Source organism: Paenibacillus sp. LS1 (assembly GCF_026013365.1).
GTDB lineage: Bacteria > Bacillota > Bacilli > Paenibacillales > Paenibacillaceae > Paenibacillus.
Genome location: NZ_JAPDOE010000006.1, coordinates 217,142 through 232,085, shown reverse-complemented (window position 1 = coordinate 232,085; position 14,944 = coordinate 217,142). Strand labels below are relative to the sequence as shown.

The following is a 14,944-nucleotide window of genomic DNA, read 5'->3' as shown; positions in this document are numbered from 1 at the left end:
GGGCCCTATGGGGCAATTTCAAAATCTAACGAATCGTAGAAAGCTTATTGGGCTGTAATAGCTCATTTCGGCTTTATTTCGACGGTTTTTTATCAAAATAAGATGTGTGAGATTCGTTAGATTTTTCAATCAACCATAATTGCCACTATAAGGTGTGTAGGGTTCGTTAGCGCGTCAGGGACACAGGGTTTCGATGCACACCAGACCAATTGCTTAGATCTAAACTTCATCAACACTCTAGCAGTCCCTTACGCCCTCCCACCCATACTCTCCTTGCATGCTTTCATTCCACGCTTTCCGTGCACTCTCCACTTTTCTTTGTCTCCCTCACAACTCACGCCGTCTCTTCCACCTGTCCTGGCAATGCCTTCATGACTGCCGCAGCAGCAAGCTTACCCTGCTGTGCAGCCGAGACAACCATCGCCTCACCCTGGCCCTGACCAAAAATCACATCTCCTGCCGCATAGATCTGAGGTTGTGAGGTACGATACGTATGCGGCTCGATCTCGACGACGCCCCAGTGGTGACGCAGCCCGAACGCTTCGATTAATGGTAGTAGCCGATGCTGCCCAATCGCCCGGATGACGGTATCACATTCAATCATGAACTCCGATCCCTCCACGGGCACAGGCAACGCGCGCCCACCACCAGGCGGGGTAATCAACTCCATTTTCACGCATTCCACAGCCTGAACCCGACCGTTCTCGTCTCCAATAATACGCTGTGGCATCGTAAACCAGCGGAACTCCACACCCTCCTGCTTGGCAAACGTATATTCAAACGCATACGCCGTCATCTGGCTTTCCCCGCGTCGATATAACATCTGCACCCGCTCGGCACCAAGCCGTACCGAACAGGTTGCTGCATCTACCGCCGTATTACCCGCGCCAATAACGGCGACCTTCAGACCATTTAACGCTGGCGGAACACCCTGCTTGGTAGACTCCACCAGTTCAATCGCATCATAGACACCTTCGAGTGTCTCCCCTTCAATGCCCAGCATAGGTACTGAACCCATGCCACAGGCTAGAATGACCGCTTCATGTTGCTCCAGCAGCTGCGAAGCAGGGATATCTACACCAATACGCACTCCATAACGGATCTGCACACCAAGCGCTTCCACCTGCTCCACTTCCCACAGTGCAACCGATTCGGGCAAACGGAAAGATACGATGCCATACGTATTCAGCCCGCCGCCTTTGGGTTTGGCTTCATAGATCGTCACCTCATACCCTGCGCGCCCCAGTTCACGTGCCGCCGACAATCCCGCAGGCCCTGCTCCCACAACTGCGACGGTTCTCCCATTGGCGGGCGCTTCCTGGAATAACGGCTCATTCTTCGCCCGTGCCCAATCGGTGGCATAACGCTGCAAGTCACCAATTCGAATCGGCTTCGACGATTCGTTAAGCACACATGCGCCTTCACACAGTTCCTCTGTGGGACAGACACGTGCGCAGCTGGCTCCAACCGGATTCGCATCCATAATGGTGCGGGCCGAACCTTTCAGGTGCCCTGTGGATATTTTGCTAATAAAAGAAGGGATGTTGATGTCGGTTGGACAGGCCTTGATACAAGGTGCATCGTAACAGTACAGGCAGCGGTTTGATTCCTCCATCGCTTCCTTGCCTGTCATGGCGGGTTTCATCTCGGCAAACCGACTCTCCCACCCATAATCGGATAACGTTGTTCCTGAGCTGTTCATCAATGTCATGCACCTCCTGAAGTTTTATCCGAGCTAGTTTCAAGCTACTTTTACAGACTAACCAGATGTTCGTACGTTTCCGGCCTGCGATCGCGGTAGAACTGCCATACATTACGTACTTCACGAATCATCTCCGTATCCATCTCGCCAATAACGACCTCATCCTGATCCCGACTGCCGATCGCTACCATTCTGCCTCGTGGGTCAACTAGGTACGACTGTCCATAAAATTCACCCATATTCCATGGCGCTTCCACACCAACTCGGTTGATGGCCGCTACATAATACCCATTAGCTACCGCGTGAGCAGGCTGTTCCAGTTTCCACAGATATTCCGATGTCCCCGCAACCGTAGCGGACGGATTGAACACAATCTCTGCCCCCGCTAGCCCGAGCAATCGAGCCCCTTCCGGAAAATGACGATCATAACAGATGTACACGCCGACTCTGGCGTAGGCCGTATCAAATACCGGGAACCCAAGGTTACCTGGTTTGAAATAATACTTTTCCCAAAACCCATTCGTACCCTCACCTGCTTCCACATGCGGGATATGATGTTTGCGATATTTCCCCAGATATGAACCATCTGCATCAATGACAGCCGCCGTATTGTAATACGAAGCAATGCCCTCCACCTCGTACACGGGTAAAATAATCACCACCGCAAGCTCCTTTGCCAGCTCCTGAAAACGTCTGGTCGTCGGTCCTTCCGGTACCGGTTCAGCGGATGCATACCATTTGGGACTTTGCTCTGTACAAAAGTACGGTCCATAGAATACTTCCTGCAATCCGATGATCTTGGCCCCTCTTGCAGCAGCTTCACGAACCAGCGCAATGTGCTTCTGAACCGCAGCTTCTTTGTGCACCTCAACGGGAGCCGAACCTTCAATCTCATGAGAAGCCTGGATTAGTCCGATGCTGATTTTGCCCATAACGTCACAACGCCTCCTCAGATAAATTGGTTGGTTGGTTCATTCCACTGCACATCCTCCGAATGGTGCGATACAACACTTCCGTGCCCAGCCCAATATCCTCCGAGGAGGAATATTCGCTGGGATGATGACTGATACCGTCCTTGCTACGGACAAAGATCATGCCATAATCACACACAAGCGAAAGGGCCATCGCATCATGGAACGGACCACTCATCAGTTCTGGCAAAGTAATCCCGATCTCTTCCGCGGATGTACGAATCACCGACATGATCAGCTCTGCACAATACCGCGGCTCACTATTCGTATCCTCTGTCAGCGAGTAAGTTAGACCATATCGGGAACTCACGTCATCCAACATGTTCATCAATCGGGCTTCAAGTCGGTTTCTGCGTTCCATCTCCATATCTCGCAAGTCCACCGTAAAGCTGACTTCCTCCGGAATGATATTCCGTGAGTCTGGAAACACCCTCAGACTTCCCACCGTGCCTACGGTTGGTGCTTCCGGGTCTTCTCTAACCATATCGTCAAAAGCCGCAATGACTTTGGCACTGCCTACCAAAGCATCATGTCGCATTCCCATCGGAACAGAGCCGGCATGACCGGCCATGCCTTTCATCGTTACCGTAAGCCACAGCGGGCCGGAGATGCCCGTCACCAGACCTACTGGTGCATTCAGCGCCTCCAGCACTGGTCCCTGTTCAATGTGCAGCTCCAGATAACTGCCTATGGAACCTGGCGGATAGGTCGCTTCTTCAAAATCCGAAGGAGAACAGCCGAAGGCTTCCAGCGCCTCCCGGCGAGTCACTCCGTTTTTATCCTGCCGCTCCAGTTCGCCCTCTTCCAACTGACCGGTTATGCCACGCGAGCCGAACAGGCCTTTGTTAAAACGGGAACCCTCTTCATCGCAAAAGGCAATCACTTCAATCGGCATTCGGGGATGGATGCCATTTTCGATCAGGCATTGCACCGCTTCGAGCGCGCCTAGCACACCAATTGCTCCATCATAGCGACCGCCATACGGCTGAGAGTCGATGTGAGAACCAATCATGAGGATCGGCAGGGCCTGATCCGCCCCTTCCAGACGACCAATCAGATTGCCGAAGGCATCAAGTCGCGTCGTCAGACCGGCCTTTTCCATCCATAGACGAACCTGTATGATGCCATCCATATCTTCCGGGGTCAGGGCAAGTCGGCAGACACCCGTCTCTGCGATTCGTCCAATGCGTGACAACTGCTCAATTCGCTCATTCAGCCGAAGCTGATTAATGATTCTGCCTGTTGTGGTCTGCATCCTCCCTCACCTCCTTGCACTTATTTATCGAGTAATGATGTGGAAATCTCCATTTTGCTTGCTAAACCGTAAACGTCTGTCGTACCTGTGTATGGCAACTACCCTGCGTCCAGACTACGTAGCGCAACGAGCAAACTTCCAGCGATCAGATCCAACTCCTCCTCGGTGGTGACAAACGGTGGGGAGATCGTCAAAATGTTTGCAAAACCCGGTACGGTATCGCCGTTCTTGCCAATCAGGATGCCGTCCCTTTTACAACTGGCGAGTACCTTCATTACTTTATCCGCTTCTGCAGGAGACCCGTCTGCTTCAATCAACTCCACCCCACAGGCGAATCCGAATGAACGGATATCCCCCACAATGGACAGCTCCAGCAGCGGCTCCAGCTTCTCACGAAGCAGGTATCCCAGTTCTTCCGCCCGGCTGACCAGATTCTCTCGTTCCAGAATCTCCAGATTCGCCAGTGCCACCCGGCAGGATACGGGATTCCCGCCAAAGGTATTCACATGGCGAAAATGGGTATCCGGTCCGGATTCCCGGAACGTCTCATACAGATCTGCTCGCACAGCCGTTGCCGATAGCGGCGAATAGGCACTGGTCATGCCTTTTGCCATCGTCACAATATCAGGCTGTACGCCATAGTTCTGATGACCAAACTTCTGCCCAGAGCGGCCAAAACCGCAGATGACCTCATCTACAATGAGCAACACGCCATAGCGCTGACAGATTTCTTGTACGGTACGCATATAATCCGGCGGGGGCACAATCATACCGCCCCCTGTGATCACCGGCTCCATAATTACTGCGGCAACCGTCTCAGGACCTTCCCAACGAATCACCTCTTCATAGATGGTTGCACATTCGAGTCCGCATCCATCCTTGTTTCGTCCAAACGGACAGCGGTAGCAATACGGTGGTGGAACATGAGAGAAACCTACGCCGAGCGGCTCGTATTTGATCTTGCGGGCGGCTTGCCCGGTAGCGCCCAGTGCGCCCATGGAGTTGCCGTGATAGGCACGGTGACGGGAGATGAATTTGTGCCGAGTAGGCTCACCATTCTGATGGTGGTACTGACGGGCTATTTTGAAAGCCACCTCATTCGCATCTGAACCTGAGTTGGAGAAGAATATCCGATACTCCCCCTCCAGCCAGTCATTCAGCTTCTCCGCCAGCAAAATCGCCGGTTCGTGACTCTGCGTCATCGGTACATAAGCGAGTGCTTTCATCTGTTCATAGGCACTTCTCGCAATCTCCTCACGGCCATGCCCCACATTCACACACCAGAGCCCCGACATCGCATCCAGATAACGCGTACCATCCTGATCGGTGATCCAACTGCCCTCCCCGCTGACTGCAATCATCGGATGATCGTTATGAGGCGAGATGTGATGCCACACGTATTTGCGATCCTTCTCCAGCCACTCTTCCTTCGTACTGCCAAACGGCTGCGGCTGCTGATCCACAGAACTCATTCGTCATCCTCCTCCACACGCTTATTTCACCGCTTCTTCATAGATGCTTTTCTCCAGCGCTTCATCCAGATTTGCGGCTTTTTTGATCAGCCCATAATTCAGTGCAATATCCGCAGTTCGGGCAAATGACTCATCAACAAAACTACCGACTTGCTGCTCTGTAAATCCTTCCGGGCGAATCAGCTTCGCAATCTCTTCCAGCATCGTTACCTGATGCTCGCGGGTGGTGCTGCCCTCCGTCACATTACTCATCACGATATCCACCGTCTCATCCTGATTGTCGATGGCGTAGTTCCAGCCTTTCAGAATGGCACGGGTCACTTTAACCGCAAGCTCACGGTTGCTGTCTACCCAATCCTTCTTGGCAATTAGCGTATCCTCCAGCATGCCAACACCGGCATCTTCAATGTTGAACACATCCAGATCGGATTCTTTCGTTCCACTTTCCAGTACAACGTGATATTCGTTATAGATCGTCGCCGTAGCCACATCCACCTGATCGTTGAAAAACTGATCCATTGTGAATCCCTGCTTCACCAATTCAATATCTTTCTTCGGATCTAGGCCATTCTTCTCCATGAACGCGAGCACCTGAAACTGCTGACTGCCGAACCAGGTACTTACCTTCTTGCCTTTCATCTGAGCCGGATCAGTAATGCCTAGAGACTTCTTGGCGATCAAGCGATAGCTACTCTTCTGTGAGATTTGGGCGAGCGAGACAAGCGGCAGACCGTTGTCCCGGCTGACCAGCAGACTATCTACTCCTGTGATCCCGACATCAGCCGCGCCATTGACCACCTGCTGCTCAATCACGATATCCGGACCACCCGGAATAATCTCGGCATCAATGCCTTCATCTGCAAAAAAACCTTTTTCCTTCGCTGCATAGATCCCGGCAAACTGCGCCTGCGGCACCCATTTCAGCTGAATTTTAACTTTGGTTAAGGGTTTATCTGCTTCTCCCGACCCTCCTGAACTCGCAGCGACAGGCTCAGCCGCCGGCTCGGACTTCGTAGAACATGCGCTCAGCATCGTAACAACCAACAGGACCAACACCAGCAAACCCGGCTTCAACGTTTTGTACATGTACAGAACAACCCCCTGTTTATATACGATTTTTCAATCAGGTAGTGTGAGGCTCTACTCACCAGCCCTATCAATCTATGGTTGATACCCTGATGTACGTTAGTGATCTGTGCGTGCACGATTCCACGGAATGATTCGCTTTTCTGCCAGAACAACCGCTTCATACAGCACAATACCGAGCGCGGCGGCGATGACAATACAGGACCAGGCCAAGGGCATGTTCGCCAGTCGAATCTGATCCGAGAGCAAGTACCCGAGCCCCTGGGAGGCGATGAAAAATTCACCCACAATGGCCCCAATAATACTGGTCGACATGTTGATCTTCAGACCGGCAAAGAGGGAAGGCAGGGCATGAGGCAGTCTCAGCTTCCAAAAAAACTGCATCCTGCTCGCGGCAAGGCCACTCAGCAGATCACTGTACTGCGGCTGAATGGAAGTCAGCCCTTTGAAAAGGCTGACAGCCATCGCTGCCATCGTAATCACCGTAACGACAGCAATACGCGACCAGATCCCGTCACCGAACCAATTATTCATAATCGGGGCAAGGGCTACAATGGGAACTGCATTCAGTGCAGACAAAACCGTAACCGCAGCCCTGCCGCTTGTTGGGAAGAATGATGCACCTGCCGCCGCCAGAGCACCAAGCAGGGAGCCGAGCAAGAAACCACCCAGCATTTCGGTTCCGCTGTACATCGCGTATCGAAAGAGCATATTGGCATTTTCCTGAATGGATGCCGCAATCGTGGAAGGTACAGGCAGTTGGTAGCTTTCCAGCGAGAATATCCAATGAAACAACCTGAGCTGCCAGAGGGCGAGAAACATTATCCCGGCACCCCAAGGAAGCATGCTCAGTGCAATCGAGCGCCCGCGAAAGCCGGTGCCCGGTCTGGCCTTTCCGGCTTGTCCCCGTTGTCCATGGATTTCCGATCCGGGAGCAGCTGCCATCTGTGAACCCGTGAGGGTCGTAGCTGCACCAGTTACAGCAGCAATCGTCACACCTTCATCACTTTTCCGGCTCAACACTCTACCGTCACTCATGTGGCATCACCTCCTTTAGCCCTGAATTCAGGCTGCCAGGGGGTCAGCCAACGTTCGGCCAGGCTGATGACCAGATATGAAATCAGGCCAATGCCAATGCTAAGCATGATGGTCGCCCAGAACATGCCAACTTGGGCATGACCGTAATATAACGAACTGACCATCAGGACGCCGAGTCCGTCGGGAGCCCCCATCAATTCCACAACGATGGAGGAAGTCACCGCCAGCGGAGCAGCTATTTTCATACCGGAAAATAGTCCCGGTAGTGCTGAAGGCAGTAGACATTTGATATAACGTGCAGTCAGTGAAGCTCCACAGGAACGCATAAGCTCCAGATGCTCTGGTGCTGCACTTTTCAACCCTTTCAACGTATGGATGATGATCGGGAAGAAGGTGACATAAGCCGCCATAACAATTCGAGCCCACTCTGCATTGTGGATAATACCGTACACAATTGGTGCGAGACCAATAACCGGAACCATCTGTGAGGAGACAACATATGGCGATAACGTGCGCTCCAGCCAGACAGCACCGCTCATGAGCAGAGCCAGACCGAGACCAAGCATCGTTCCCCCTGCAAAACCAATGGCTGCATTGCCGAACGTGACAGCCCCCTGCTCTGCCAGCGTACCCGAGTAGCGAAAGAGCGCTCCAAGTACCTCGTGCAGATAAGGAAGGCGAGACGCCGCCTGCTGGGGTGACAAAAACAGTTGGAGTATCCACGCGATTCCTTCCCACAGCACCAATATGGCCATAATCCAGATGATGACCCAGGATCGATATCCCGGTTTAAAGAACCGCAGGGACATGAGATTCATCACGCTCCTCGTAGAAGCAGTTGCGAATGGTTGTAATCATGTGATAGAAGTCTTCCGTTTCTCTCAGTTCACTATGACGTTCGGAAGGCAGGTTGACGGAATGAATGGAATGCACCTGCCCTGGATGCGCCGAGAGCACAATGATTCGGTCGGACAGAAATACGGCTTCGGGGATGCTATGTGTGACAAAGAGGAAGGTCTTGCCTGTTGAGCGCTTGATCTCAAGCAGCTCCAATTGAAGCTTTTCTTTCGTGAATTCGTCCAAGGCAGAGAAGGGTTCATCCATGAGCAGCAATGGTGGATCAAGTGCAAGCGCACGTGCAATGGATACACGTTGCTGCATCCCGCCACTGAGCTGCCATGGATAATGGTCTGCGAAGCGGGTTAACCCCACCATTTCAAGCAGTTCACCGCTAATGCGGCGGCACTCCTTCCGCCGGGTACCAAGCAGCTCCAAGGGCAATTCCACATTGTGCCGCACCGTGCGCCAATCGAACAAAGCAGGTGTCTGGAAGACGATGCCGAACTGTCGCTGTAGCCGAGCACGCTCAGGCTCTTGGCCTGCAATGCGAACGGTGCCTAAAGTGGGCTGAAGTAGATCACCCACCAGCCGGAGCAAGGTCGACTTGCCACAGCCGGAAGGGCCCAGCAGAGAGACAAACTCATTAGACTGGATCTGGAATGTAACATCCGACAAGGCAGTAACTTGTTGTGTCCCTGTACCAAAGACAACGGACACATGATCAACATCAATATGGCAGGCTTCGGGGACTGTAGCTGAGGATATGGAGGACATGGGCATTCTCCTTTGTGGGAAGTTGTTTTCATTGCACACCAAGGCTGAATGGGAGGTTTATATACACGAACGTAACAGGTTTTGCTTGTTAGATAATACTATATCGCTTTGGGCGGGGATTACATTATACAGTGTGTTTTGAGTATGGGCCTGTTCATGTTACACAATGTAAAATGAGATGGATTCTCAGAGACATCTATGTAAGTTTCCTTGATAGATAGCTAACATGAATTTCACCTAACAACAAACGCACGATCATTTGTATTTATTGAATAAATATTCGGAAAATATGACATATGCCCTCGTATTCTTGTTCGTTTTCTTGTATAAAGATTGAATAGAGAATCCAGAAATCGGGGTGGTCATGATGTTTGATTGGCTGGGATGGAGAAAAGGATTGCCGCTGTGGCGATCGTATCGGTTGAACGCACATATGAAGGAAGATGTGGAACAGATTTTTGAGGGGATTGCCGAAACGAGACGTCAGCTCATGATGGACTGGGCAGATGAACAATGGAATCACCTGGATCGCTTGCTTCATCAAATACAGCCCGTTCGACCACAAGATGTACTGCCAGGTTCATCTCATATAAGTAAACTAGATACATGGTTTCAATCCAGTTATATTCGAGCCGTTGATAGTACAGAGCTATTTATGCTGAACGAACAGAATCAGGTGGTATTCTCTACATATAAGAAACATATTGGACAGATCTATACAGATCACGAAGCTTTGATTGGACCAGGATTGAAGTACTCCCGGGCAGATATTCATGGGAAAAAGTGTTTGTATGGCCCATATTCCGATCCATTGACGTTGGATATTGGTCCGCGCTCGTCCGCTTTTCACGATGATGTCACCTTGTTGTTTATCAACCCCATACTACAGGAAGGTCGATATGTTGGTTCATTATGCAGCCGTGTTCCCGGGGATGTCTTGGGTGACCTGATTCAACGAGAATCAGGCCATATCTATCCCGATTCGGGTGATAACTATCTCTTTATGGCTGAGTCGAAATTACGGCCCCATCTGCAGCCCGGCACCGCCTTATCCCGAAGCCGCTTCGAGGATCGTACCTTTACACATGGGGAAAATCTGAAAGATGGCGTCACCACCGAATGGGGTATCGTTTCCGTTAAGGAGCATACGGAGCTGGAGCTCATGTTCACCGATCCATCGACCGGGCAGCTACATCCCGGAGTAGCGAACACCATTCAGAATGGCTCCAATCTGTTCGTTGCCTTTCCCGGCTACTCGGATTACCGCCATATCTCTGTCATTGGCAAGGGCATCACCTTTCAGTTGCCACACTGTCCTGATCGTTGGGGCATGATGTGTGAGGGAGATCTGGAGGAAGTATACCGGATACGGAGCATCGGCTGGCGCCAGTTCAAGCAGCACAGTCTCTTCACGCTCTTGTCAGGCGTTGCAGGAGCGGCCCTTGTCTATGCCCTTACTGGCAGTGGATGGAGTGCGGCAGCAATGGCGGCTTTTAATGTGCTGTTTGGATTCTTCACTGCATTACAGCTGCATCGCAGCCAATATCGACGAGTTCATGATGACTTGCGCCGCATCAGCCGATTTATTCGGATCAACGCCGAAGGCAAAGGTGATCTGACTCAGCGCCTGAACACGTCTGATTTTGCCCAAGACGAATCAGGTGAACTGGCGAAGTGGATCAATAACATGATTGATTCTCTGGAAGGCATTATGCTGAAGGTACAACTTGCCACGGTAGACGTTATGGACAATCAGTATCAGATGCGAACCTCAACCGAGACAACCCAGGGTACGACTGAGCGTGTGAACTATAAGCTTGGTTCGATGATTCAGGCCATTCGCACCCAACTGGAGGATCTCGATCAGGCCAAGATCGCTGCCGATCACATGCGCTTAACGCTGCAACAACTGGAGACTTCTGCCACTAAACAGATCGGCGTGGCCCAGCAGGAAGTGGAACGAATCGGCGACAAAATGACCCAAATCTCCGGAGCGGTGTCCGATACCAACCGTACCATCCTGTCCTTCATGGATACCATGAAAGAGATTTACCGTGCACTGGCTGTCATTGATGAAATTTCAGCTCAGACCAACCTGCTCGCTCTGAATGCTACCATTGAAGCTGCACGCGTGGGCGAACATGGCCTAGGCTTCTCGGTCGTGGCGGGTGAAATCCGTAAGTTGGCCGATGTATCCCGCTCTTCCACTGAAAATATCCATCAGATTCTGGACCGAATCTCAACTGCAGCAGGAGCGGCGTCCCAATTAATCACAGAGGGAGATCAGGTGTTGGCTGAAGGAACGACACTGGTTCAGGCCGCTTCGCAACTTCTGCAAAATGCTACCGCTGAAGAACCTGAGCGCACGCAAGTCGTGGATCAAGTGGTCATGCTAATGGAGAACATTGCTGCAATTAGCCATCAAAATCGGGCTACTTCCGCTGAGGTAGAAGCAGAGATGATGGAGCTGATCCGTGATATGTTGCAGGTTCAGCATTCGTCGAATAACGTGGAAGCCATTACGGTCTTCCTGCAACAACTCGTGGGACAATTCCATCTGAACCACCCCGCTAAAAATACTGTCATCTGACGTCATCGTTGACGCGGATTGGAGAAATAGCTAAAATTTGATGCAACTGTTCCTTTTGAAATTGTCGTATCATTTATAATAGAAGATTTCCAATCTGAACCGATGAAAGGGTGGTCTGCATGGAATTGCTTCAGGATTCATTTGGCCGGATACATGACTACATCCGTATTTCTGTTACGGACCGCTGTAATTTACGCTGTGTGTATTGCATGCCTGCGGAGGGTATGGAGTTTGCTCCACATGATGAGATTATGAGCTACGAAGAGATCGCACAGGTGCTGAAGGTGCTTGCTCCGATGGGTATGCGTAAAGTTCGGCTCACTGGGGGCGAACCGCTGGTGCGCAAGGATCTGCACAAGCTCGTCGGCATGATCTCGGCGATCGACGGGATTGACGATATTGCACTCACAACCAACGCTCTTCTACTAGATAAGCAAGCTCAGGCATTGAAAGACGCGGGATTGAACCGAATTAACATCAGTCTGGATTCACTGCGGGCTGATCGCTTCTCCATGATTACTCGCGGCGGAGATGTGAACAAGGTATTGAAAGGCATTGAAGCTGCAACTGCCGCTGGCCTTGCTCCGATCAAGCTGAATGTCGTACTGATGAAGGGTATCAACGATGATGAGATCAAGGACTTTATTGCAATGACCATCGATCAGCCTCTTCATGTGCGTTTCATTGAATATATGCCGATTGGACAGGCATCGGATTCGTGGCGCAAATCCTATTTGCCACTGGAAGCCGTCACAGATGTATGTGCTGAAGCGGGTTGGGCGGTTGAGAATACAACAGGCCCTGCGGGGAATGGCCCCTCACGTAATATGAAAATTGTAGGCTCCGAAGGCACTTTCGGATTGATTCATCCCGTGAGCGATCACTTCTGTGACAATTGCAATCGACTTCGGCTGACCGCTGACGGACATATCAAAGCCTGCCTGTACTGGTCGGATGAGTATAATGTTCGCCGCTTCGTGGATGACCCAAATGCCATGGCGGCGCTCTTTCTCAAAGCGCTGGGTACGAAACCGAAGAATCATGAGATGGCTCTGGCTTTGGAACAAAAAATGCAATCCCACACGCCGACGGTACGGCGCATGTCCCAGATTGGCGGATAGCAACCGTACGCAATATTAACTCAACAGTGTATTTCTGGGTACGGATATATATCTCTACTGTCAGGATAATCCCTGCACACAACGGATGAGGTAATACTGGCGCGATGAACCTTACGTCAATCAGCATTCATAACGTGAAGTGGAGCGTGTCACAAGGAATAGGTGAATACCCGAAGCAGACAAGAACATCACGTTCTCGTCTGCTTTTTCGTTATTTTTTCATTTTTTTCTGAAAATTATCAATTCTGCTGTTTCATTTGTTAAAAATGAAAGTAATATACGTTATGCCCTTGTTGGGTCTTCAAGATTCTCATAATTCTGACGATGTATATACAATACATCTAGATGATATGCACACATAGGAGATGACCATATTGAACATTGTTGAAGCACTCGTTGCAGCAAGCCCGTATTTTAAAATTATGCTGAAAGAACACGATATCATGATTGCAGTAACCGATACCGAGAAGTTCTGGTATTATGTTCCGAGCAACGAGCTCGATCTGGGCATCAAAGCAGGAGATATCATCTCGCCGGATGACCCTACACTCCGCCGAGCCCTGATACATGGGGAGACTTCAGCCAATCGCATTGATGCTAAATTTTATGGCACCTCCATTGTCTCGGCAGCTACTCCGCTTCGGGATGAGCAAGGAAATATCGCGGGCGCACTTGCCATCGGCTTCTCCCTTCAGAATGAGGAAAAACTGGAGCACTTCACCGAGCTGATCGGCGGAATCAGCGGCAGACTGACCGATATGGTACAGACAGTAGCTGCTCAATCTGAGCAATTGACGGCCTCCTCCACGCAAATCTTGGACAATACGCGCATGGCTGTGCAGAACTCAGGTGAAGTGAACAAGGTCGCCGCATTCATTCGCGAAATCTCAGAACAAACCAATCTGCTCGGCCTGAATGCGGCCATCGAAGCAGCCCGAGCCGGCGAAGCAGGCGCAGGGTTCAGCGTCGTTGCATCTGAAGTGCGTAAACTTTCTACAGGTACCAAAGAAGCTACGGTAAATATCGAACGTTCCTTAAAGGATGTTCAGCATTCCATCCAACAGATGGAGCAGGAGATCACATCGATCTCACAGTCGAGCAACCAACAGGCTGTGATGGTAACCGAGTTCAGCGAGGTCATTGATCAGTTGAATAGCGTAAGCCGTGATCTGAAAGTGTTCATTGAATCCATGCTGCTGAAAGCAGAATAGATTCGATTACGCTGACCTTAACTCAGATGACCAACCATATATAAGTGATGCAATACCGATGCAATATCGAGCACTACATGTTCCAACTCAATAATTAGATCAGCAAGCTATGCTGATCACCAAATTCAGCACTCACATTGAACTCCCCGCGCGATTAACGTCACGGGGAGTTTTATTTATTTCAAACAAGATGAGCCACATCAGGGTCCTTCTAGGAATAAACGAGCTTCCACAGCATCATACACGCTAGACCGACCATGATCAGAGCAGACAACCGATTGAACACCAGACTGATGCGTCCAGTACGATCCGTTCTGCCAATTAACCTGCCCGCACCTGCAAGTCCCATGAACCATATCCACGATACAGCCGCGGCTGTCAGGGCAAAATACATGCGCTCCACCCCTTCATACTGAAGTGAACTGGTGCCAATCACGGCAACCGTGTCCAGCAGAGCATGGGGATTGAGTAAAGATACCGATGCGGCGAACGCAATCTGTCGCCCTGCTGACAATACCGTCTGGGAACCTTCCACAGATTCGGACGACCTCCAGATACTCCATGCCATATATAGCAGAAACAGGCTTCCTACTGCATACAACACATTCGCCAGAACTGGCCATTGCAGTAAAATGAGCGACACCCCTCCGACCGCTGCCCCAATCAAGAACGTATCACTGACCCCTGCCGTTATTACAGCAGGTAGGGCATCAATATAACGCCTTTGTCTCATGCCTTGGTTAAAAATAAATACATTCTGCACACCCAGTGGCAAGATCAGGCCAAAGGCCAGAACCACTGCGTGAATAACAACCTCCATTATGCTTCCCCCTTATCTCTGTATTCCATAGTAGAGCAGATGAGGGCTGACGTAACCAACCACT

At 50.9% G+C, this 14,944-nt stretch carries 12 protein-coding genes; 3 read left to right on the top strand and 9 right to left on the bottom strand.

What is annotated here, in order from left to right:
- Nucleotides 1-334: 334 nt before the first annotated feature.
- From OM416_RS21445 to OM416_RS21410, 8 genes are all read right to left on the bottom strand, one after another.
- The gene (locus OM416_RS21445; RefSeq protein WP_264932884.1) at nucleotides 335-1,702 is read right to left on the bottom strand and encodes an NAD(P)-dependent oxidoreductase; all 1,368 of its coding nucleotides are present in this window, start codon (nucleotides 1,700-1,702) and stop codon (nucleotides 335-337) included.
- A 50-nt stretch (nucleotides 1,703-1,752) separates the two neighbouring features.
- Nucleotides 1,753-2,634, bottom strand: coding sequence for a nitrilase-related carbon-nitrogen hydrolase (locus OM416_RS21440; protein ID WP_076332522.1), 882 nt, complete (start codon nucleotides 2,632-2,634; stop codon nucleotides 1,753-1,755).
- Nucleotides 2,635-2,638: 4 nt separating this feature from the next.
- Complete coding sequence (locus OM416_RS21435; protein ID WP_264932801.1) at nucleotides 2,639-3,928, bottom strand: M20 family metallo-hydrolase; 1,290 nt, start codon at nucleotides 3,926-3,928, stop codon at nucleotides 2,639-2,641.
- 98 nt (nucleotides 3,929-4,026) lie between these two features.
- Nucleotides 4,027-5,400, bottom strand: coding sequence for an aspartate aminotransferase family protein (locus OM416_RS21430; RefSeq protein ID WP_264932799.1), 1,374 nt, complete (start codon nucleotides 5,398-5,400; stop codon nucleotides 4,027-4,029).
- Between the two features lie 21 nt (nucleotides 5,401-5,421).
- Nucleotides 5,422-6,486 carry an ABC transporter substrate-binding protein gene (locus tag OM416_RS21425; protein ID WP_264932797.1) on the bottom strand — a complete coding sequence of 355 codons (1,065 nt, stop codon included), beginning with the start codon at nucleotides 6,484-6,486 and terminating at the stop codon, nucleotides 5,422-5,424.
- A gap of 99 nt (nucleotides 6,487-6,585) precedes the next feature.
- Nucleotides 6,586-7,524 (bottom strand): ABC transporter permease, encoded by a 939-nt coding sequence (locus tag OM416_RS21420; protein WP_264932795.1) that lies wholly within the window; start codon nucleotides 7,522-7,524, stop codon nucleotides 6,586-6,588.
- Nucleotides 7,521-8,333 (bottom strand): ABC transporter permease, encoded by an 813-nt coding sequence (locus OM416_RS21415; protein WP_264932793.1) that lies wholly within the window; start codon nucleotides 8,331-8,333, stop codon nucleotides 7,521-7,523. The genes OM416_RS21420 and OM416_RS21415 overlap by 4 nt, the downstream gene beginning before the upstream one ends.
- Complete coding sequence (locus OM416_RS21410; RefSeq protein ID WP_264932791.1) at nucleotides 8,314-9,138, bottom strand: ABC transporter ATP-binding protein; 825 nt, start codon at nucleotides 9,136-9,138, stop codon at nucleotides 8,314-8,316. Before OM416_RS21410 ends, OM416_RS21415 begins: the two co-directional genes overlap by 20 nt.
- A gap of 364 nt (nucleotides 9,139-9,502) precedes the next feature.
- Here OM416_RS21410 and OM416_RS21405 point away from each other — a divergent pair, with 364 nt between their 5' ends.
- The 3 genes from OM416_RS21405 to OM416_RS31830 all read left to right on the top strand — a co-directional run bounded on the left by OM416_RS21405 (nucleotide 9,503) and on the right by OM416_RS31830 (nucleotide 14,060).
- Entirely contained in the window at nucleotides 9,503-11,728 is a 2,226-nt protein-coding gene (locus tag OM416_RS21405; RefSeq protein ID WP_319951922.1) for a HAMP domain-containing methyl-accepting chemotaxis protein, read from the top strand.
- Between the two features lie 119 nt (nucleotides 11,729-11,847).
- Nucleotides 11,848-12,849, top strand: coding sequence for a GTP 3',8-cyclase MoaA (gene moaA, locus OM416_RS21400; protein ID WP_076332515.1), 1,002 nt, complete (start codon nucleotides 11,848-11,850; stop codon nucleotides 12,847-12,849).
- Nucleotides 12,850-13,223: 374 nt separating this feature from the next.
- Nucleotides 13,224-14,060, top strand: coding sequence for a methyl-accepting chemotaxis protein (locus OM416_RS31830; protein ID WP_062836917.1), 837 nt, complete (start codon nucleotides 13,224-13,226; stop codon nucleotides 14,058-14,060).
- A gap of 211 nt (nucleotides 14,061-14,271) precedes the next feature.
- Here the strand turns inward: OM416_RS31830 and OM416_RS21390 are convergent, their stop codons facing one another.
- Nucleotides 14,272-14,883 (bottom strand): LysE/ArgO family amino acid transporter, encoded by a 612-nt coding sequence (locus tag OM416_RS21390; protein ID WP_264932879.1) that lies wholly within the window; start codon nucleotides 14,881-14,883, stop codon nucleotides 14,272-14,274.
- Nucleotides 14,884-14,944: the final 61 nt, after the last annotated feature.